The organism is Embleya scabrispora, from assembly GCF_002024165.1.
Lineage (GTDB): Bacteria > Actinomycetota > Actinomycetes > Streptomycetales > Streptomycetaceae > Embleya > Embleya scabrispora_A.
In genome coordinates this window covers 20,662-41,208 of record NZ_MWQN01000005.1, presented here as the reverse complement: position 1 = coordinate 41,208, position 20,547 = coordinate 20,662, and the positions used below count along the sequence as shown (strand labels likewise).

Annotated in this window: 18 protein-coding genes; 9 read left to right on the top strand and 9 right to left on the bottom strand. The window is 72.3% G+C overall.

What is annotated here, in order from left to right:
- Window positions 1-293: 293 nt before the first annotated feature.
- From B4N89_RS49300 to B4N89_RS44925, 5 genes are all read right to left on the bottom strand, one after another.
- Entirely contained in the window at window positions 294-587 is a 294-nt protein-coding gene (locus B4N89_RS49300; RefSeq protein WP_143658326.1) for a hypothetical protein, read from the bottom strand.
- 253 nt (window positions 588-840) lie between these two features.
- Entirely contained in the window at window positions 841-1,734 is an 894-nt protein-coding gene (locus B4N89_RS44945; RefSeq protein ID WP_143658325.1) for a hypothetical protein, read from the bottom strand.
- A gap of 777 nt (window positions 1,735-2,511) precedes the next feature.
- Complete coding sequence (locus tag B4N89_RS50405) at window positions 2,512-2,880, bottom strand: hypothetical protein (protein WP_161501039.1); 369 nt, start codon at window positions 2,878-2,880, stop codon at window positions 2,512-2,514.
- 456 nt (window positions 2,881-3,336) lie between these two features.
- Window positions 3,337-4,209 carry a hypothetical protein gene (locus tag B4N89_RS44930; protein ID WP_078982479.1) on the bottom strand — a complete coding sequence of 291 codons (873 nt, stop codon included), beginning with the start codon at window positions 4,207-4,209 and terminating at the stop codon, window positions 3,337-3,339.
- Between the two features lie 179 nt (window positions 4,210-4,388).
- Complete coding sequence (locus B4N89_RS44925; RefSeq protein ID WP_078982478.1) at window positions 4,389-4,781, bottom strand: hypothetical protein; 393 nt, start codon at window positions 4,779-4,781, stop codon at window positions 4,389-4,391.
- A 373-nt stretch (window positions 4,782-5,154) separates the two neighbouring features.
- On the opposite strand from B4N89_RS44925, the gene B4N89_RS44920 reads away from it, so the two are divergent.
- The 5 genes from B4N89_RS44920 (at window position 5,155) to B4N89_RS44890 (ending at window position 10,801) form a co-directional block, all read left to right on the top strand.
- Window positions 5,155-6,015 (top strand): GNAT family N-acetyltransferase, encoded by an 861-nt coding sequence (locus tag B4N89_RS44920; RefSeq protein WP_161501038.1) that lies wholly within the window; start codon window positions 5,155-5,157, stop codon window positions 6,013-6,015.
- 551 nt (window positions 6,016-6,566) lie between these two features.
- Window positions 6,567-7,421, top strand: coding sequence for a hypothetical protein (locus B4N89_RS49290; RefSeq protein WP_078982474.1), 855 nt, complete (start codon window positions 6,567-6,569; stop codon window positions 7,419-7,421).
- An 893-nt stretch (window positions 7,422-8,314) separates the two neighbouring features.
- Window positions 8,315-8,554 (top strand): hypothetical protein, encoded by a 240-nt coding sequence (locus tag B4N89_RS44905; RefSeq protein WP_078982469.1) that lies wholly within the window; start codon window positions 8,315-8,317, stop codon window positions 8,552-8,554.
- Between the two features lie 320 nt (window positions 8,555-8,874).
- Window positions 8,875-9,306, top strand: coding sequence for a hypothetical protein (locus tag B4N89_RS44900; RefSeq protein ID WP_143658324.1), 432 nt, complete (start codon window positions 8,875-8,877; stop codon window positions 9,304-9,306).
- A 499-nt stretch (window positions 9,307-9,805) separates the two neighbouring features.
- On the top strand, window positions 9,806-10,801 hold the full coding sequence (locus B4N89_RS44890; RefSeq protein ID WP_078982465.1) for an ATP-dependent DNA ligase: 996 nt from the start codon (window positions 9,806-9,808) through the stop codon (window positions 10,799-10,801).
- 343 nt (window positions 10,802-11,144) lie between these two features.
- On the opposite strand, the gene B4N89_RS44885 is transcribed toward B4N89_RS44890, so the two are convergent.
- Window positions 11,145-11,750, bottom strand: a complete 606-nt coding sequence (locus tag B4N89_RS44885) for a hypothetical protein (protein ID WP_078982464.1) — start codon at window positions 11,748-11,750, stop codon at window positions 11,145-11,147.
- Window positions 11,751-12,250: 500 nt separating this feature from the next.
- On the opposite strand from B4N89_RS44885, the gene B4N89_RS44875 reads away from it, so the two are divergent.
- Entirely contained in the window at window positions 12,251-13,009 is a 759-nt protein-coding gene (locus tag B4N89_RS44875) for a DUF6283 family protein (protein ID WP_143658323.1), read from the top strand.
- 653 nt (window positions 13,010-13,662) lie between these two features.
- Here the strand turns inward: B4N89_RS44875 and B4N89_RS44870 are convergent.
- The gene (locus B4N89_RS44870; protein WP_078982460.1) at window positions 13,663-15,030 is read right to left on the bottom strand and encodes a hypothetical protein; all 1,368 of its coding nucleotides are present in this window, start codon (window positions 15,028-15,030) and stop codon (window positions 13,663-13,665) included.
- Between the two features lie 556 nt (window positions 15,031-15,586).
- On the opposite strand from B4N89_RS44870, the gene mihF reads away from it, so the two are divergent.
- Window positions 15,587-15,901, top strand: coding sequence for an integration host factor, actinobacterial type (mihF, locus tag B4N89_RS44865; RefSeq protein WP_078982459.1), 315 nt, complete (start codon window positions 15,587-15,589; stop codon window positions 15,899-15,901).
- A 16-nt stretch (window positions 15,902-15,917) separates the two neighbouring features.
- On the opposite strand, the gene B4N89_RS44860 is transcribed toward mihF, so the two are convergent.
- Entirely contained in the window at window positions 15,918-16,574 is a 657-nt protein-coding gene (locus B4N89_RS44860) for a hypothetical protein (protein WP_078982458.1), read from the bottom strand.
- Between the two features lie 1,079 nt (window positions 16,575-17,653).
- Between B4N89_RS44860 and B4N89_RS44850 the strand changes: the two genes are divergently transcribed.
- A complete protein-coding gene (locus B4N89_RS44850; protein WP_078982456.1) occupies window positions 17,654-18,610 on the top strand; it encodes a DUF3825 domain-containing protein in 957 nt (318 codons plus the stop codon).
- A gap of 159 nt (window positions 18,611-18,769) precedes the next feature.
- On the opposite strand, the gene B4N89_RS44845 is transcribed toward B4N89_RS44850, so the two are convergent.
- Complete coding sequence (locus tag B4N89_RS44845; RefSeq protein ID WP_078982455.1) at window positions 18,770-19,081, bottom strand: hypothetical protein; 312 nt, start codon at window positions 19,079-19,081, stop codon at window positions 18,770-18,772.
- A 287-nt stretch (window positions 19,082-19,368) separates the two neighbouring features.
- Between B4N89_RS44845 and B4N89_RS44840 the strand changes: the two genes are divergently transcribed.
- The gene (locus tag B4N89_RS44840) at window positions 19,369-20,481 is read left to right on the top strand and encodes a hypothetical protein (RefSeq protein ID WP_078982454.1); all 1,113 of its coding nucleotides are present in this window, start codon (window positions 19,369-19,371) and stop codon (window positions 20,479-20,481) included.
- The last annotated feature ends 66 nt before the right edge of the window (window positions 20,482-20,547 follow it).

Genomic DNA, 20,547 nt, shown 5'->3' with positions numbered 1-20,547 from the left:
CCGCCGGGCTCGAACCCCCGGTGGGGCAGGCCCGTCCGCGATAGGGCACGAGCCGGGCGAACCGCACGGCGACGCTCTCCGGGCGGACGCCGCCCGGGACCGGGTCGGCCCGGCCTACTGGGCGCGGGCGGCACGGCTCACGATCGCGTCCCGGACGCCGCCGTGACATGGCTCCCGCCCGTCGTCGGCCCGCTCCGGGCCGGGCAACTCCGGCGCGCGAGGCGCGCGGCCGGCCGCTGCGCCTCGCCCGGCAAGGCCGAGATTCATGCGACCGACTCCGTGGTCGAGTCGATTCAACGGCTGTCGTTGCTCGCCTTCGACGTGCCAGGGGCCGAGAGCAGAGGCAGGACTGCGGCAAGGACGGCTCGAACGCTGTCTCCGCTCATGGCTCCCGCAGCTCGCATACCGGCCATCACCAGCTCGTGCGGTACATCTTGGGGTTCCATCGTCGAACCGCCGGAACATTTTTGATGTGCCGCCAGCAGTAGGGCGTCGAGTTCGGCATGGGCGCATGCTCTGCCGACACCGGCCTGCGTCAGGCGGTCGACCAGCCTGGCGTGGACTTTCCGGAAGGTATCGCTCGTCAAGGTGCCACTCCTCGTCTTTCGTGGTGCACATCGTGCAGGGGAAGCCGCGGCCGGCTCGGCGTTTCGACGTTTCGGGCCTCACGCGGCACGGCCGGTTCGTCGGGGGACCACCTTGCCGTCCCCACGGTCGTCGACATGCGGCCGTCGAACACCGCCGACAACAAGGCCGGTTGACCGACGCGTGGCCCACCGTGGCCTCGCAATGTCGAGCTCGTGCCCCTGGCCGACCGGCAACCGACCCGGGGCTGCGTCGTCAGCCGGTCCGCCTCGGTTTCGGGGCGCGGCAGGCGCCGGGACCCTCACAGCGGGACGCCTCGGCGGGGTTGTCCCCCCCACAGCACGGGCAGCGCCACAGAACCCTGGCCGCGATCGCCGCCCCCCGAATCGCCTGCTCCCGGACGTCGTCGGCGGCATCGAGCAGTGCGGCCACAAGACCCCGCTCGAAGGCGCCCGGTGCGCCGGTGTCCAGCACCACGTCGTCCTCGACCTCCACGCGCAGCGGCACCCTCCCGTCGGCACGCAACAGCCGGTCCTGCGCCGAGTCGAGGTGCACGGACACCCGGACGACGCCGGCCTCGTGATCGAGGTAGGCGAACACCAAAACGCCGTCGATCTCGACGCACGGGAGCCCGTCCTCGTCGTTCCGCGGATGAAAGACCGCATCCCGATTGGCCCGCTCGCACGCAGCGGCGTCGGGGAAACGATGGTCGAGCGGCACGATGCGGGTCCGGCCGCGCCCGGTGATCTCCTCCTCGTGGAGGTCGTACCCCTCGTCCGGGCGGCTGTCGCGGTCGGGGCCGTAGTAGAGCCGCACGGCGTCACGGTCGTCCGCGGGCGGCCGATCGGGGACGCCGTCGTCGCCGACCACGTCGTCCCAGACACCGCGCACGTACTCGGCGAGGCCGGCCACAGCGCAGTCCTCGTCGACGTGGAGAGTCACCACGTCCTCGTGGCGACCCCGACGGCGCAGCACCCATGCCCGGCCCGCCGGGCGGGCACCGACGAAGGTCACCACCTCGGGCAAGGACGGCTGCCGGCCGCCGTGCTCGGAGAGCATGGCCACGCGGGCGCGGTCGAGAACCTCCCGCTGGTGCTCGGAAAGATCACCGCGGTCGATGTCCTCCCACAACTCCACGGCAGTCGTCACGAGGCATTCGATGTCCAGCCGGTCGAAACATGCGGCAACCACAGGGTTCTCCTCGAAGGGGTGTCTGTAGCAAGGTCTTTGGGGCCACGGCAGCAAGTTCTCTCGTTGCCGACGGGCATTCGACTGACGGCCCGTCAACGGCCGACATCGCAGGCATGGCCGCGTGCCAACCGGCGTGGGCGGATCGGCGGCGGTTACCGGAACACCTTGCTGTGGGACCGGCGCAGGTTGCCGGCGACAAAGGGGCGTGGCTCGGGGCCGGCCCCGGAGCCCGTCCCTGTTCATCGCGACACGAGCGGCGTGGCCGGCAGGGCCCCGGGGCGGGTGGCCGATGGGGAGCAATCCGCGGGCACCCGGTGGTCGGTGCCCGGCAGCAGGACGAGATCGGTCGCGGGCGGCCCCTCGAGGACGCCGGAGGGAGCGGTTCCCCCTCCAGCTCTCGCAAAGGGGCCGTTGATGGGGTTTCTCAACGAGCCGAGGTCACGCGATGGCGGGCCACCGGTGCAGGGTCTCGGCCGGCGGGCGGGCGCATGCGCCGGTGAGCACGGCGTGGCCCGGTGCGGACATGGTCCTCCGTGCGCCGCCGCCCGTGCCGTCGGGGACGGAGACGAGCAGCCCCCGTGATCGTTTGCCGCGAACGCCGTCTCTCCCGGCGCCGAGCCGAGGTCCTTCGCCATCCATCGGCGGGCCCTCGAACGACTCGACCGTGGCGCAGGCGTGCCCGGTATCGGTACCGGCGGCACGGTCCACGCCCTCGGCCCGCGTCCCCCTCACCGCTCACGACGATCGACGCCCCGCCGCATCCGCCATCCGGTCGTCCCGCAGCCGCTCCCACTCCGCCCGGTGCGCGCGAACCAACTCCTCCGTGGCCCATGCCTCCGCCTCCGCCCGATCCCGTTCCCCACGGCGCTCGGCCTCGCGAGACGCCAACTCGTACGCCACCGGCGCACTGCGGCCCGACCTCGCCACCCCCCGCACGACACGCAACGCGCCCGACTCCACGAGGTCCCGCAGCACCGACCTCAACGCCCGCGAGTCCACGAGCGCGGTCACCAGGCGGCGCGCCTCGGGATAGCTCAACCCGCGTGTCCCGTCCTCCGGGTCACGCGCATTGACGATCGCCTCCCCGATCTTGAACTCGCTCAACGCACACTCCGACGTGCACGCGAGGACGCCCAACACATCCGCTTCCGTCGGACTGTAACCACCCACCGAGCCACCAACCTCTCGCCGTCGTTGCCACGAACATCGCCACACCCCGGGCTTCGACCACACCACCGACACCGCAGCCGTGCCGCCCCTTCACACAGCCGCCCGCCGAGGCGGCGGCCCGGCGAACGTCGCGGTCCGATGGACGTGAACCACCGGCCCGTTCGCGGCGACTCGCGTACTCCCGCCCTATGCGGGAGCCGCGACCGGACGTCGTCGCCCCGGGGGATCGCGGCGTGCCGTCGACCCGCAGCGCCCGGATCCCGTTCGCCGTCCGCTGCGCCTGGGACCACGGCCGCACCAGACGGGTGACGCCCACGCTCCTCGTCCCGGCGTGCCGCCGCTGCGCCCGGCCACGCGACGACGAGCGCGGGGCGCCCGCCGGGCGGGCGGTCACGGGCGCGGGGCATGCGTCGCGCGTTCGGGGCGGTGAGCCGGACCGGCGGGAGCGGGCGCCGCCTCGGGACACGCGTGCTGCCCCGTGGCCCGGCCCGCTAGGTAGTCGTCGATGGCGATTCGCAGCCACAGGGGCCGGCCCGGGTGGGCCACGGGCGGATCGACGATCTCCCGCAGGTCCGCGTTCCCCGGATCCCCCACGAGCCGGACCGACCCGACCACGCCGTCGACGACCGACAGGCGCACGCCGACGATCGGTATTCGTCGACCGCTCTGCCCCACACCCCACACGCCGTCGACCAGGAGGTCCACCGTGCGCGAGTCCCGGGCCACCCGCACGGCGCACGAGCCGGCCCCCGCACCGTCGGGAACGGCCTCCCGCGCGCCGTCGGAGGCGGACCGCAGCCGCGCGACGGTGTCCAGCGCCGTGACGCACAGGTCCCTGATCGTGCCCGTGAACGCGTGATTGCAGGCGAACAACTGCATCACGGCCAGGACGTGCCGCCGCCCCGCCCCGGAATCCTCCGCCCCCGCCAGCCTGTCCCACATGCCTTGCAGCACCGCCCGCGCGTAGTCCACCTCGCCCGTGTCCCCCTCGGACACCACCTCCTCGCACGCCCGGCCCGGGGTCCGTCGGGGCGGGGCCAGCAGGTGCAGCGACGGGTATCCGCGCACGTCGAGCCCGGACGCCGGGCACACGTCCACCACATACACCAGCAGCTGAAGCGCCACCCGCCACTGCCGGCCGGCGCCCAGGGCGTCGAAACACGCGACGACGGCATCCTCGCGCTCCCGCGCGTCTCGGCCCGTCGCGATCCGCTGCGCCCACGCGGCGGCGTCCGCCCACTCGTCGAGCGTCTCCGTGTCCATGTCGGTCTCCTTCGATCGGGAATACCTTCACCGCCGAATGCTCGGCCCGTCGAATTCAACGTAGAGGAATCCGAGCGACCGATTACCGGCGTGTCACCCTTCCCGGGACCCCCGGTGCGGGGGAGGGGCCGGCGGATTCCGCGCCGTCGCCGTGCGGCGGCACGGAATCCGCGACTGTCTCAACCGGCGGGAAGATCCGCGATTGCGTCCAGCGCATTCAGGCACAATCCCACCGTCGAACGGATCAACACCCAATCCTCCCGACGGACGAAAAAGCGCCGGCGCAACAGTTCCTCGCCGATGTCCGAATACGGGTCGAGGTCGAGGGTCACGAACGCGTCCGACAAGAACCCGCGCGCCTCCTCGCCGCGTTTGAGCAACCGCGCCACGGTGCGCGCGTCCCCGACCGAGGGCAGGGACCAGCGACGCATGTCCGCCAAGGCGGACCGCGCCCGCAGCCACCGAGGCGCGGACGGCTTCGGCGCCAGGCGGGACAGATCGGGAAACCCGCGTTCGTCCCGAACACCCACCGGGCAGGCGTCGGCGACGGACAGCGTCAGAAGATGCGCCACCCGCCACAGCTGACCATCCCTCGAACCGCAGGCGACGAGTCGGACGCGCTGCGGCATGTCCCGACACACGGACAACTCCCGCACGAGATCGGCGGCTTTCCCCCATCGAGCATCCGTCACATCCACGCTTCTCCCCCTCGCGCCGAATAGGCGCCCCGATATCGGGGCCGGCGAATTAATCTAGCGCGATCGGCCGACCCGAATTACAGGACCTCACCCTTCCCCGGACTCGGCGGTCCGGGGAAGGGAAACGATCGTCTCGGGAAACCGGAAATTGGCCCTAGGGTGAACTCGTTCAACGGATTCGGAAAACAAGAATTCGATGCTCCGATATCCGGCCGGCCCATTCCGTACAAGATCCAGGGAGCCCCGAGTGCCCGATTCCCCCGTCACCTTCACCGCAGCCGTCGTCCAAGCGTTGGAACGCCACCGGGCGCAACTCGCCGACGCGGAAGAAAGAGCCGCTCGTGTCGTGGAACTTGCCCGCCGGACCCTTTCGGCCGGCGCCCCGCACGACGGCGCACGTCGCCTCGCCGAGAGCATCCTCCACACCTACGACTCGGACTCCTGCCGACCCAAGCGCGCGTACGTCGTCCGTGACGCTCGCCCGGAGGACGGCGACACGGTCATCGAACTTCTCGGGTACATCGAGGGATTCGAGGACCTCGGCGACGAAGGTGCCCGGATGGTCCGGGAGAGCTTCGGACGCTGCCCGTGTCCCCATCACGCGGACGCGGCGGCTCTCGTCGCCGTCGACGACGCCGACCGTCCGATCGGGGTGCTTCTCGGCGGGGCACCCGTATGGATGCTCGACGGTCCCGACAACACCCCTCCGCACTGGCTCGGGCTGACGCGCCGGATCGCCCACATCTCTGCGGTGGCGGTGGATCCCGAGCATCGTCGTGCGGGAGCGGGACGCGCCCTCATCGAACGAGCGGAACACCACTTCCGCACCTCCGGGCGCAGGCTGGTCACTCTCCTGCACGCACCCGACCTCGCGCCCTACTACGACGCGTTGGGGTATTCCGTGCAGTCGCATTTCGTGGCGTTCCTCGGCCAAGCCCTGTACCGGGAGGATTTCCACGACATACGCATGGCCTTCAAACCCCTGGACCCCCGCGTGCGCCAAACGCCCGTCATGGGCCTTCCCGCCCCCATGATCAGCGGGATCCTGGAGGACAACGCCCCACCGGCCGGCCACTGGTGGTTCGACGGCGAGCGACTGCACCACTGACACGCCGACGCCGACCGGCACGCCGTGCCGCCGAACCACCGGCGGCACGGCCACCGACCGGCGAGAACCCTCCTCCTGGTGATCATCCACTCCACGGCCGTCCCCTCGAGGGGACGCCCGCCGCACCCGCCGGGCCGGGGGAGGGGACCAACGCCCGCCCGCACCACCGCGGCCGACACCACACCATCGCCCGCCCCCTCATTACGCAAGCCTCGCCACGCCACGGAACCACCCGCCTCGCCTGCGCTCCCCCCCCACCCGCCGACACCGCGAACTCCCCACACGCCGGCTTCTCCCGCTCCGTTCGCGCCCGTCCCTGCGCCCCGCTCACCCGCCGCCGCCACCGCCCCACACCCGAGTACCGCCGACTCTCCCGCCATCCCCCCTTAATCGGACCGCGCACAACGCGTCGATTCCCGCCGTGGCCTGCGCACTTGAGGGAAAGGCCTGTGGGCCGCACGGGCGGGGAGGACCTACAGGCGTTCCTACACCCCGCACTCGCCGCGCCGTTCACTGGCGCCCCCGATCCCGACTCGTTTGGAGGACGAATCGTGACCGACGACCGCGCACTCCGAACCCTCACCGCCGGCGCACCCGACCTGGTCGGCACTTGCCCTCCTGCCGCCCCGGCCGTGTCGCAGGCACACCCGATCCTGACGTTCACCGGCCGCGAACGTGCCCGCGTCCGCGTCGTATCCCCGTACCTGAAGGCCCCGCTGGTCCCGTATACCGTGATCGGCGTGCGGCGCGGTGCGGAAAGGACGATCGTGGCCGCCGTCGAGGGGCGTCACGGCGACGTCGGCCTCGTTCTCACGCCCCCAGGCCGGCATGCGACGGCGTTCGCCACCGAGGTCTGGAACGTCGACCCCGCCGAGGCTGTGCGCTTCGTCCGCGACGACATCGTGGGTATCGGCCCCCAGCACGACGGCGCGGCACGCGCCTTCGCCGAGCACGCCTACGTCGGGGTCGCCGCCGAGGGCATCGAGGGGGTGCATGTCCCGTTCACCGTCGTCGGCCTGCGCATGCCCGACGACACCGCCCTCGTCCTGGGCGCGGCCGAGGGCGAACCCGCCGACCTGCGCCTGGCCCGCCTGTCCGACGGCAGCGTGCCCTTCGCCGACCGCGTATGGGCCGTCGACGCCGATCACGCCCTCGACCGCGCCGGCATCCACCCCGCCCTCCCGGTGCGCGCGCCGGTGCGGTGGTGGTCCGTCCACGGCACCCACGACGATCGCGCGGTGGGTTTCCACGCCGTCGTCCCGGACGAGCCCGCCCTCGACGTGCGTCACGAGATCCCCGGCTTCGGCGATCACACCTTCGCCCACGAGGACATCGTCCGCGCCACGAGCCCGGAACGCGCCGTCCGCATCGCCACCGAACGCTTCGACGCCGGCATGCGCGACTGAGCGACCCGTCGAGGAACGGGACCGGTGCCCGGTGATGCTGCCCGCCGCACCGGGGGACCCGGTCAACTATCGTCGAGTCGACCCACGGGAAGGCGGCGGGCACGGCATGTTCTCGAACGAGCACCGAAGCAAGGGCGGTTGCGTGTTGGGTGCGACGCGGGCCGGCGGGCGCGGACCGTTCGGCGAACGCCCCGACGACCTCGGCGATGCCGCCGGGACCCGCGATCCCGGCTTCCTGCCGCCCGACCGCCGCCCGAGGGTCGAGGCCCACCGCCCAGACCCCCGCGGGAGCCGTGCACGAGCCGCGTGAGCCGCTCGCGGCACAACCGGGCGCGGCCCGCGCCGGTCGCCGCCGAGGACGGTTCCCGGATGGTTTCGTCGGCCGGCTCCTGCACGAAACCCCGGCGCGACTTGGCGGATCGTGTCGGGAGCGCCGGTGGGACCCGCGGGGGGCACGGCGCGGTGACGCGCGGGCGGGTCCCCCGGCAGAGGGGCAACGTCTTGTGGCGCTTTCGTTGCGCGCCGTTTCGACCGCGGTCACCGGACGTCGAAGGCCGGACCGCCTACCGGGCAAACGGATCGGGGACCAGCCGAGGTGATGCTCGGGCGTCGGGGCCTCTCCGTTGCCTCGTTGCCCGATCCTGTGTGGGATACGGCGGTCGACCGCGCGAAGGTGGCGGGACCGCTCTCGAACTTCGGCTCGTCCGGCCGTCGAGGTCGATCTTGTTCGTTCACGGTCCGATCGGCCGCAGGCGTGTCCGCCTGCGCGTGCTGCCTTCCGGCGACGGCGGCGATGTCGGCCCCGGGATCCGTCGGCTCCGGCGCCTCGCGATGTCCGCGGTCGATCGGGTGAGCCGTCGTTGCCCGTCGCCGGCCCGCGCGTTGGGCCGGATATGACCACGAATCCCAGAGCCGCGGTGCTGGACCTGTACGAGATGTTCGGGAGGGCGGTGGTGGCGGTGCACGACGGCGATTCGACGCTCGCGCGCGAGTTGATGCTTCGCGCCGCGTGGCTGTTCGGGCCGGACGCGCTCGAAGCGGTCACGATTCAAGTCCTGTCCGGGGCCGCTCCTTCTCCCGTGGACTCGGACCACTGGGAGGCATGGCTCCTGGAACTGCACGTGTCGATGTGATCCCGCTGTCGGCGCCGAGCAGGGCCGGGTTTCGGGAGACTGCCGAGCGGCCCGATGCGTCCGCGCCCGGCGTGCGCTGCGCAGGTCGCCTCGCTTCGAGGGCAATTCGCCGACGGTATCGGGGCCATCCCTGCGCCCCATACTCGACCGTCGGGCGATGACGACCCTCGATCTATAAAACGTATATACAAAAAATGTTATCGTCGCGACTGCCGTGATACCTCGCAGAAACGAGCGACGACCGAGAGTGCCGGCAGCGGCACCCGACCCCAGCAGCGTCGAGCGGCAGGCAGGATCCGCCACCACTCGAAAGGAAAACCATGGCTCTCGCACGGCGATTCTCTGTGCTCGCGGCCGCGCTGCTGCTCCTCGTCGGAGGCGGGGTGTTCCTGAGTCAACAGGCCCAGGCCGCACCGCTGGGATCGTGTGGCAGCGCCTACAGTGTGCGCACCATCCGCGGCCTGTCGGCCCCCGACGGTCGTCTCGGCGGGCTCGTGACCGTCTACAGCGCGCCGGGCAACAAGTGGTGCGCCATAGCGCGACCCAGCGCCGTGAACATGGGCAAGCCGAGTCGCATGGCGGTGAACCTCGGCATGCGCAAGAACGGCCTCCTGTACACCTCCGGCGACTGGGGCGCGTACAAGTACTACGCGGGCCCCGTCTACCTCAACGTCACGGGCGCCGGTGAACGTACCGTCGGCGCGGAGATGCAGATCGGCAACACCACCTATTACGCCTTCTCCACGCTCTGACCGGGCAGCCGGTACGACGCGGGCCCGTCGATGCGAGATCGGCGGGCCCCGATGAACCCGCTCCCGGCGCGGAACGGCCCGCGGCCGGACCGGCGTTGCACCTGCCGCGGTCCGTTCGCCCGCAGGACCGGGTCCTTGCCTGCCGCCGGCCGCGTGCGGGAAGCGCCCGCGGAGCCCCCGTCGTCGACGCCCGGGCGGGACGCGTCCTCGAGGCGACCCGCGCCGATCCGGCGCGACGGTCGCGGACCGACCCCCGTGCGGCCTGCGACCACCGGCGTATCGAACGGCCCACCGCCCCCGGTGGGGATCCGAAAGGGGCGGCGGGCCGGTCGCGACCGCCGGGCCTCATGGGGGGAGGAGGCCATCGACGGCGAACAGACCGTACCGGCTCCCACCGACACGACCGGATTCGCGGGCACGAACGCGCTCCGACGACCGGGCGGTCGAGAGGGTTGCACGGCGGGCGTGACGCGCCGGGGTCGGTGGTACCGACAAGGCCATGACGATCACGGTTCCGCCCGACCCCATACTCGCCGCCCCGATCGAGTCATTGCCTCTCGAAGGAGTATTCGAGCCTAAATGGGACGGTTTTCGAGCATTTGTTCTCAGATCGGTGGGTGGACCGGCGCGGGTCGTGTCCCGCCGGGGGACGGTCCTGTCGGACGTGTTCCCCGACATCGCCGGCGCCGCCGACCGCGACCTCCCCGACGTCGACCTTGTCCTGGACGGCGAACTCGTCGTGTGGTCCGACGGCCGACTCGCCTTCGACGCGTTGCAGCGCAGGATGAACCGCACCCGCATCGCCGCGCGGCGCCTTGCCCGTGAACTCCCGGCCCACTATGTCGCGTTCGACGTGCTGCACCTGGATCGGAACCTGATGCCCCTGCCGTACACCGATCGCCGCGCCGCCCTCGAGGAATTGTTCGCCGAGTACGCGCTGGGGCCGCCGTGGACGCTGTGCCCCGCGACCACCGACCGGGCGCTGGCCGAGCGGTGGATACGCGAATGGGCCCCGGCCGGGCTGGAGGGTCTTCTGATCAAGGACCCGTCCTCCCCCTACCTGCCGGGTTCCAGGAGTCGGTGGTGGAAGTACCGGCTGCGGGACACCACCGAGGCGGTGGTAGGGGCGGTGGCCGGGTCCTTGGAACGTCCGACGACCGTGCTGTTCGGCCGATTCGACGCTGGAGGAACGCTGCGGTTCGTGGGCCGCAGTACCACCCTGGACCGCCGCGTACAGGCCCTCCTGGCGGAGCGCCTGACCCCGGGCGCGCCCGACCACCCTTGGCACGGACACTCGTTTTCGCCCGCCTGGGGGAGCCGGGAGAAGCACCCCATGGTGCCGGTGGACCCCGTTTTGGTCGCCGAGATCGCCGTCGACACCGCGTTCGACGACGGAAAGTGGAGACATCCGATCCGGCTGCTGCGGATCCGTGAGGACATGGCCCCCGAGGACGTACCCGCGTTCGGCGAGCAAGACCGGCCGGCCGCCGGCTGACCACACACGTCGGTGTCGCACCCGTCGACAAAACCGACCTACCCGGCCACCGTGAACCTGTCCACCCGTCCGATTCCGGCCCCGGCACGCGCGTCCGCGCGCGGGCGCAACCGGAGCGGCACCACCATCACCCGCCCGGGCCGGCCGGACGCGAACCCGACCGCGCGTGCGGCGGGTCCGGGCGACGCGCTCACCCGAGGCGGCCGCCCCGGCGGGGCTGCGCCGAGTACCTCGCGTGCGGTGTGGCGGAAGCGGTCGAGCCGACCGTCGGGTGGCGCCAGGTGGTCGCCGACGCGTCGTTCGGGTCGCGTGGGCCGGTGTGGGGGAGTGCCCGGGTTCGCGTCTACGTCCCGGCGGCGTCCAGCGCCTTCGAACGGCCCAGTCCGCCGGTGACGACGGTGGCGGGTGCGTCCGGCGCGGCGGGGACCCGGATCAGGACGCACGCGAGGAACGTGGTCCGGATCTCGGTGAACGGCCCGTCCCTGCCCAACAGTGCGATGGTCCCGGGGGCGGTCGCTCTCAGGGTCGCCTCGGGCACCAGTGCCTTGGTCTCGATCGTCTTGTCCAGGACGCAGGGATGACCGCTCCCGCGCGGGATCCAGAAGCGCGGTTCCAGGTGGGTGAACGGCTCGTAGGGTTTGCGGTCCTTCACCAGTCGATCGGCCCGGTACGCGGCCAGCGACCCTTCCAGCAGTTCGCCGCCCTCGACGCCGGCGAGGCGGTCGCCGTCCAGCGCGGCGTTGGCGGCGTTGTTCTCGGTGTCGTAGTGCTCCAGGACCTTCCGAGCCTCGGCCTCGGAGATCACCGGCGGGTCGGGGGCCGGCACCACCGTCGACGCGCTCGGCGCGGACGCGCTGTCGCGGCCACCTCCCGACGAACACCCCAGCACCGTGGTGCCCGCCCACACCAGCACCACCGTCGCACCCAGACGCTTCGCCCATCCGCGCATACGGTTCCCCCGAACCCCGGCCCGTCACCGATCACCCCACACTCGCACACGCCTGCGACGACGTGCGGGCCCGCCGGGGTGCGGACGACACGCACACCACCGAACGCACGTCGAATCTCGCCCGGGGGACGACGCGCTCGGTGCCGGCGTCGCCGACGGGCGCCGATCGCACCGGAGCCACCGGTCTCGGGAACGGGCCCTCGGATGCGGCCTGGCGCCGGGGCCGCCGGTCGGCCATGACGGGCGCAACGATCGGCGCGATCGCGGGGCCCGGCATCCCCCGGGACGGGTGCGAGCCCGGTGCGACGATCGCGCCCGATCGCCCGACGCACGCGGCGGATCCGGGGCCTCGACACACCGCAACGTGTGAGGATGTGGCGTCCGTGCTGGCCCGGGCGCGACGGCTCGCGGGCCCGAGACCGCACCGAGCGGACGCGGACGCTTCTGGATCGGGGACGAGGAAGGGCGGGTCTGCAGTGGGCGTTCCACACGACACCGGCGTGGGACCGCAGCGGGACGGGATGCCGGCAACGCGTCCCTCGGGCGGGGCCGGAGACGACGCCGCGAACGTCGAGGGCCTGTACGGCGCGGATACCGAACACGACCGCCGGGTACGCGCCCGCCTGGCCGAACTCTCCGCTGCCGCGGGGATGGAACCCGGCGCCGTGCTCGCGCAGTTGAACGCGTGCGTGGCCCGCGGCGAGAGCCCCGGCTCCTCAGAAGCGGTCCCCCCGCGCCGCGCGGTGATCACGCCCGAGCCAGCCCGAGTCCCCATTGTGGTGGCCCGGCGCGCCGCCGACCACGTGTGGGGCGTCACCACCATCACCGGCGACGACCCTCCCGCCGTACGCGAACGCCCGTGTGGCGGTGTCGAACCGTGCCCGTGGCGACGCGACGCCCCGCTCGGCCAGTTCCCGCCCGCCGCGTTCGAACTCAGCGCCCCCACCAGCGCCCCCGGCTCCACGCGCCGGTTCGGCTGTCACTCCTCCACACCGTCGCACCCCAGGATCTGCGCGGGTTGGCTGCTGCGCGGCGCCGACGGCAACCCGCGCATCCGTGAACTGCTGCGCACCGGGAGATTGTCGCCACCCGAATTGCCCGACGGGATGGAACTCTACGACTCCTACACCGAGATGGCCGTCGCCAACGGCGTCGACCCCGGGCACCCCGCGCTCTATCCCCCGGCACGACCGCCCGAGGAGGCCGACCTCCACCCGCTGGCCGACCCTCCCCACGACGGCGGCGCGTGCGACCCGTGAGTATCCAAGTCCGAAGCCCTCCCGGCACGGTGATCGACCCATGGCCGTGCCGGGGGCATGGGCGAAAATGCCGAACCGGCAGGCTGGTCGACGATGAACAGCGACGGAGGTCGTGCGGTGGAGGGTTGGATCTGGAACGACCACCCGCCCATCGGTCGCCGGCACACGGCAACTCCATGGCGGACAGGGGCAGATCCGCTGGCACGGCCAGTGAGCGAGCCGGACGCCACCGCGCGCGTGGTGGGGCAGGCGCTGGTCGACGCCCTCGGCCCGGCGACTCCAAGGCCGCGATCCTGGGCGAGGTGTGGTCGCGCGACGCCGAGCTCGCCGCCCGGCGCGTCCTGCTCGCCGCCCGATCCGACGTCGACCGCGAAGGCTTTCGGCGGGCGTGGCGCGACGCCTGAAACGGACTTCGTCCCCGAGCCGCGCACCGTCGACGCCGACGAGCCGCACGCACGGCACCTGCTCGTCCCTCGGCTGGACGTCGTGCTCGGCGTGTACGACACGCGCGCTGCGCGCCGGCCCGCGAGGGAACCGGACTCCTGGGACGCCCGGACCGTGGGGCGCGGCGCGACTGCGAGGTTTCCGAAGCACTCGTGCCGTTCCCCACGGTGGGCCCGGGCCCAGTGGTGTGTCCCCGGGCGTCGGTTCGGTCAGCGGGTGGAGGGCAGGACGCGTCGCATGAAGTCGTCGAGGGTGTCCTCGTCGAGTCGTCCGTCCATGGCCAGGGCCCGGTGCAGGGTGCGGGCGGTGGCCTTTTGGGGGATGCCGAGTCGGCGTTCGGCCTCGCCGACGATCTCGGCGATGACGCGCATGGCGTGGTGGGGGTGGTGGCGGACGAGCCAGTCGAGCATGCGTGTGACGTCGGCGGTGGGGTGATACAGGGTCGAGGACCTGGGTTTGCGTGCGGTGTCGCCGCGTTCGGTGGCGAGTTCGTCGAGGAGGGCGTGCCGGACGGTTGTGGCGAGGGCGTCGAGGGGGACGATGTCGTCGACGGACAGGGCCACGGCCCGGCCGAGTTCGTCGGCGACCCGCTCGACCCCGCCGGCGCGGTGGCGGAGCGCGAAGAGTCTGCGCAGGTCGGGGTTGTCGCCCAGGAGCACGCGAAAGCGCGCGGCGAATCGGTCGCGGACGTCCGCGGTGCCGGTGGGCAGGGAGCCGTCGTCGGCGGCGACGGTCGCGGCGATCTCCTCGGGGGAGCGGCTGCGTTGTTCCGCCCAGTCGCGGGCCACGGGCAGGGCCCACAGGGCGCGTCCGCCGACCACTGCCTGGGGTTGGGGGACGTCGTTCTCGTTGCGGGAGATGTAGGCGCGCAGAGTGGAGGAGCCGATGCCGCCGAGGGCGGCGAACTCGGCGACGCCGATCATCTGGTCGGCGGCCAACTCCGGCGCGGACAGGCGCACCACGCACGCGGTCAACGGGAGGGATCCCGGTCGCGCGGTGTGGGCCGCGGCCCAGGCGGCGAGGTCGTCGGGCCAGGGCCGGCCGCGTTCGGCGTCGGGGTCGAGGTCCAGGTCGACGATGCTCAGGACGCGGCCGCGTTCGGGATCGCCGCCGGACTCGGCCAGGACGTGCGCGGCGGACACGGCCGCGGCCCCCGGCGCGGGCCGGCGTTCGTACGCCTCGGCGGCGGGGTTCCACACCTGGAGGGGTCGGTACCAGAGGGAGCCGTCCCACCAGTAGCCGCCCGCGCGTTCCAGGATCGGCCGCTCCCGCCACCACGCGTCGTACCACGACGACGCGTCCTTGTTGCGATACACGATCACGGATCGGCCGTGTTCGGGGTGGTGGCGCAGGCACCAGGCCAACTCGGGACGCAGGGGGTCCGTGGTGAAGGCCCACCACGTGCCCTGCTCCTCGTCGTCGTCCCAGCGGCCCCACCGGCCCTCGCCGGCGCCGCGACCGATCGCCTCGGTCGCGGCGGGATCGTCCGTGGGGATGTGCGCGTCGTCGACGAAGGGCAGGAAGGGGATCGGGTGGTCGGTCGTCAGGCCGTTGGCGACGGGCAGAAGAACGCGCATCGAATCGCTGTATCCTCTCGCGATTATCGCTGTACTTATCTACAGCATACGTGCTCGCGGCTTGCGGCGGTGGTCGGGAAAGCGCGTCATCACGCCAACTCCGTGACCGAACAAGCCATTTCACGCATGTAGGTGTCGATCGCGGGACGACCTCGCCGGGGGAAACGTCCCGGTGCCCGGTCGCGACCCGCGGAGCGGATGCGCGTCGTGCGCCGCCGAAGGCGCATGCGCCGGCTCGCAGAGCGACCGAAGCGACCCACATGCCGAACTCTCCTCGTGTCCCGTCCGGTCGTGCCGCCGCCGGATCGCGCCGACTCGGGTATCCGGCGCATGGTGTTCCGGGACGCACGTCGAACAACCGTGAGGTACCGGAAGGCGGTCGCCGGTGGGGCTGCCGCGCGGTGCCGGGAGAGGGCGCCGTACGCGCAGCCCCGGGTCGTGAGCCCGCCCTGTCCGCGGTCGACGTCTTCCGGCGTCGTCCGGGAAGCCGCTGGTCGGGTGCCGAACCTGCGACCATGATGGGCCCGTAGCGATCGGACGACGCGAGGAGAAACCGGTGACCGTGCCCGTGATCGATCCCCAGGAGCGCCGGGCCGCGCTCGCGAAGGCCGCCGCCGTGCGCAAGGAACGGGCCGAGGTGAAGCAGGCACTCAAAAGCGGCAAAATCTCGCTGCGCGAGGTGTTGGACACCGACACCCTGGCGGTGCGCAAGATGCCGGTCCGAGCCCTCCTCGAGTCCCTCCCCGCTGTCGGGAAGGCGCGCGCGGACCGATTGCTCGCCGAACTCGAGATTTCCACGAGCCGGCGGGTGCGGGGCCTCGGCGTCCAGCAACGAGAGCGGCTTTTGGAGCGTTGCGCGCCCGGGGCGTGATCCGGAGTCGCCCTCGCTAACGCGCCACTTCGTGCGTCAGGCGTCGGGCGGCGATCTCGATCGTTGCCTCGTGTTGGTCGATGCGGGCCGTCGCCTCGTCGAACGGTTCGCCCGGCAGGCCCAGTTCCTCGACGCGGGCGACGCAGCCGGCGACGCAGGCGCGTGCGGCCCGCGGTACGGACCGGGCCAGGGCGGCGGCGGTCGCCAGATCCGCTCGCGCGGCCGGGTCGTCGGGGGACAGGGCCAGAGCCTCGTCGGCGACGCGCGCGGCCAAGGCGACCAGCCAGGAGGCGTGTTCGGCCTGGAACCCCAAGCGCAGGGCCAGCGTGTCCCGGGCAGCGAGGTCGCCGTCTCCGGCCCGCTCCAGGTCGATGATCGCCGTCGCGACCCGGTCCGCGATCTCGGAGAGCTCCACCGCGCTCTCCCGCGCCCGGTAGCGCGGTCCCGCACAGGTGCCGCCCGCTCCCTCCACCAGTGCCGCGGCCGCGGCCAGGGCGAACGCGGCGACGTGCGGGCCCCGCGCCACGCCCGGTTCGGGATGCGCCCACGACCGCAGCATCGCGCCGAACGCACGGGTGCCGTCCGCATCCCGCTCCAGGTCGTCCTCCAGGTCCATGCGATCCTCGACCGTGACGGGATCGGCGTTGCGTGTCCACCGCGGCGTGAAACTCATACCGCGAACGTAGACGGGGAATGTCCGCTTCCGGGCCCGAAATCATGATTCGCCACCCCCGTGATCTCCGATGCCTCTGCCAAAGCCGTCGCGCCGACGGGCACGGGGCGTGGGTCGGGGCGTGTCGGATCGGGCTGCGAGAGTGCGGTCCGGACTCCCGCCGCATTCGCCGCGGGTCGTGTGACCAGGGGAGGGCCGGTGCTCGCAGAACGGGTGGCCGAGGCGTCGGCGATCACGGCGTTCAGGGACCGCATCGCGCGACACGAGCAGTCGTGCCGGCATTGCGCGTCGCACGCCACCGCCAAGTGGTGCCCTCGGGGCAAGGCCCTGTTCGAGGCGTCGTGCGCGTGGTGCCGGCGACGGGCCGTGTGCGTCGAACACGGTGACGAGTTGATCTGTGTGGCGTGCGCCGACCTCGCGGAGAAGGCCGTGTGCTCGGGATGCGGCGAGCACCGGTACGCGACCCGGTTCCGCGATGGCGACGTGTGCCGGACCTGTGCCCCGTTGTTTCGGTAGTGAGGCCCGTTCGTCCGACCGTCGTCGAGACGTTCGAAACAGCGCCACCGGAGCGGACGGGACTTCGCCGGCGGGAACGCGACGCCGACAAAGCCTCGAATTGTGTGCCGGGCGTACCCGCACCAGCCCGGTGTCGACCATCCGCCCGGGACGGCACCGCCGCGTTCTCGCGCCTCGACCCGATCGCGCACCGTTTTCGACCCGTCGGCGCGCCGGTGTCGCCCCGCCTCGTACACCGCTGATCGCAACCACGTCCGCGGCCCTGTGCGGGGGGAGACGGCGATCGGTGCGACCACGGGGGCGTTCGGCCCGCAACGACGCCGGGAGCGCGCAAGGTTCGTCCGACGTGAACCGAATCCTCGTGTTCGGCCCCGATGCTCGACGCGCGAGACCATGATGTGGGGGTGGTCGAGACCCGAGGGCCGCCGAATGTTTCCACCCCGGGCGACGCGCCCACCGATGGTCCTCGGGAAGCACACCGTCCGTCGCGAGACCGCGTCACGGGACGGCCGCCGTCGCCTTGACCTCCGTCGGATCCCCGACAACAGAGAGCGAGATCAACCATGTCCGAGGGCCGCCCCTCCGCCACGCCCGCCGACCTCGCGGTGTATAAACAGCAGCTCGCCTCGAACGGCGCACCGCCCCCGCCGCCGGCGGGCCGACCCAAGGCGCCGGACCGGGCCCTGTACGCGCACGCCCACCTGGGTCGGATTCGTTCCGCGGCCGAGCGGCGCGCCGGCGAGGGGGACCCGGACGTCTTCGACAGGCTCGCGGAACTCGCCGAGAACGAGGACTGGGACGGCCGTGATCCGAACTTCCGGGGCGAGCATCGGATCCTGCGTGCCTACGTCGAGTGGACCTTCGAACGCGCCCACCTCCAGGGCAGGGTCCTCACCGGCACCGACGAACGCTTCGGCACGTTCAACACCGGTCTGGCCACCAGGGAACAGGAGGACATTTTCGGCCTGTTCGAAGTCAACCGTGTCGAGGGCCGCCAGCCCTGGTACTTCCGCGGCTGGAGAGTGGAAAGCGACCGCGACTTCCTCAAGAACTTCCCCACTCCACCGGAACCCGTCACGTTCACCGAGGACCCGTCGGCCTACCACTACGACTGGACCCGGGAACTGAAGGTGAACGTGCGCCACGTCATGGAGGACAACCTCGACAGGTTCCCGCGAGCCCTGCGAACGGACCTCTACGGGCTGGAACTGCGCCTGGAGGCCGCCGTGAAGCGCGCCGCCCAGCGCGCGAAACGCAACTACAAGGCGGCCGTTCCGATGTGGTACCCCAAGGCCGACGAGGTGCAGCTGCTGCTGCCGCTCTCGCTCACCCACCCCCACACCGTGGATCTGGCGCTCGTCGTCTCCCGCCACGGCGAGCACTACCGCGGGAACACCGTGCTCACCATGGGCATGGCCTACAGCAACGCCCGACTCCTGGCCCGCCCGGACGGGGACTGGCTCCAACCCGCGGCGGACTCCTCGGAGACGCCGGACGTCGGCCACGGCGCGGTGGCATAGCCCCGTCGGCCTCCGCGATCACCTGTCGGTGTGGACCGCTGTGCCTCGTCCGCCGCCGGTGGCATCCCGAAGTGTGCTGTCAACGGCGCGCGGCCGCCCTCGTGCCCGTGACGCCCGCGGCTGCGAGGCATCGCGCGGCGGGGTGAGGAGGCGACGGCGTCACCCGGACACGAGGTGGGACCAGTCGTCGTCCTCGTCCTCGTCCTCTCGGACGTGGGGCGCGCAGTCGGGGCAGAACTCGCCCCAGCCGTCCACGCGCCATCCCCGCCGTGCGGCGATCTCCTGTGTCCGGGTGCTCAGTTCCCGCAGCGGAGCCCAGGCGGGATCGTCGGCGTCCCCGGTCGTCGGGGCGGGAAGCGGTTCCCGGTACGTGGCCCGCTCGGTGATCGAGGCCGGGCAGTCCCCGTCCTTTCCGTCGCAGGTCACCTGTGCCTCGACGCGCCCGGCGTCGGCTTCCGCGCTCACTGACATGCCCGGAGGATGCCGGCGCAACCCCCTTCGCCGCCCCGAACGGGACGGACGAAGCCGCGAAGTCCACCCGCCCGGACCAACCCGAAGGCACACGCGCGCCGACACCGCACACGAGCCGGGACCCGAAGGGCGGGCCCGGGCATCTGCGAACGGGCCCGCCCGACAACCTCCTTCGTACCCACGGGTCATGGGCACCCTCTAGGGTGTGCGGATCGACGAGGGGACGGGGGACGCGCCACGTGGTCATTCGCCATCGGCCCGGCCGGGGGACACACCGACGCACCACTGTGGCGGCGGTCGCCGGGGCAGTCCTGCTCGCCGCCGGCTGTACGTCCTCCGGTTCGGGCGAGCCGGCTTCCGGCGCCTCCGCCACCCCCGCCGTCTCCACACATACCTCCGTCGAGGCGACGGGATTCACCCGGCGGGACGCGGAGACGGTGTTCGCCCACTACGGCGAGGTCAAGGCGCAGGCGAACGCGACACGCGACGACCGGCTGCTGGCCGAGGTCGAGGACGGGCCCCTGCTCGCCGCCTCGACCGGCGACTACGCGATCGAACGCGCCGGCAACGAGGCACCCAAGCCGTTCAAACAATCCGACCCGTTCGTCTTCGTCCCCCGCCAGCAGGGCGGCCACCCCCGCTACTTCGCGGTCCTGGCCCGCAACTCCCGTTGGCCCTCGACCACCCACGGCCGGGACCTGACCTACTTCCGCCAGGAAAGGCCGAACGACCCCTGGAAGGCCACGTTCTCCAGCCCGATCAACGTCAGGAACGGCGACGCCGGACAACCCCTCGTCGACGCCACCGCGCCCGCCACGCCGTTCCCCACACCGACCGAGACCTTCGCCCCGGACCAGAAGGCGCCGCCGTCGCTGCCCGCGATGCCCGCCCTCGACGGCGAGAACGCGCGCACCCTCACCGGCGAGGCCGCGAGCAAGACGGCCGGGATCTGCGCCGACTTCGCCGCGTACCGCAGCCGCACCGCCGCCGGCCCCACGGCGTCGGGCGAGCGGTTCGCCCCCGGCGATCGCACCACCGGCCTGACCGGCCGCGAGGCCGAAACCGCCCGCGAACTCGGCCCGATCACCTGGACCCGCGACTTCCGCACGACCACCGACCCCGCGCTGCCGATCCTGCAACTCGGCGACGGCAAGGCCCTGGTCGCCTGCACCTTCGACAGCCTCGACGTCACCGACGCCCGCCAGACCCCCGGCCGCCACATCCTCTACGACAAGAACGCCAAGGTGCTGCGCCTGCTGGGGGCACAACCGCGCTGGATCCGCGTCGAACGCACGCTGGCGGAGGTCGCCGTCCTCGCCGTTCCCCCCGACGGCGCCCCCGCGGACGTCCTGTTCTCCCAGGGCACGCTGCGCGCGGCCACCGGGACCCCGGACGAATAGCCCTCCGCCGCGTGCCCCCGACGCCACCGGCACCCCCGCGCGTGGCACCGGCGCGGGTGCGTCGAA

Bases quoted from the DNA above. Each gene is read 5' to 3' on its own strand.
- B4N89_RS44930 (WP_078982479.1), bottom strand. From the start codon at position 4,209: ATGGACACGGAGACGCTCGACGAGTGGGCGGACGCCGCCGCGTGGGCG.
- B4N89_RS44905 (WP_078982469.1), top strand. From the start codon at position 8,315: ATGACCACGAATCCCAGAGCCGCGGTGCTGGACCTGTACGAGATGTTC.
- B4N89_RS44900 (WP_143658324.1), top strand. From the start codon at position 8,875: ATGGCTCTCGCACGGCGATTCTCTGTGCTCGCGGCCGCGCTGCTGCTC.
- B4N89_RS44890 (WP_078982465.1), top strand. From the start codon at position 9,806: ATGACGATCACGGTTCCGCCCGACCCCATACTCGCCGCCCCGATCGAG.
- B4N89_RS44885 (WP_078982464.1), bottom strand. From the start codon at position 11,750: ATGCGCGGATGGGCGAAGCGTCTGGGTGCGACGGTGGTGCTGGTGTGG.
- B4N89_RS44870 (WP_078982460.1), bottom strand. From the start codon at position 15,030: ATGCGCGTTCTTCTGCCCGTCGCCAACGGCCTGACGACCGACCACCCG.
- B4N89_RS44860 (WP_078982458.1), bottom strand. From the start codon at position 16,574: ATGAGTTTCACGCCGCGGTGGACACGCAACGCCGATCCCGTCACGGTC.
- B4N89_RS44850 (WP_078982456.1), top strand. From the start codon at position 17,654: ATGTCCGAGGGCCGCCCCTCCGCCACGCCCGCCGACCTCGCGGTGTAT.
- B4N89_RS44845 (WP_078982455.1), bottom strand. From the start codon at position 19,081: ATGTCAGTGAGCGCGGAAGCCGACGCCGGGCGCGTCGAGGCACAGGTG.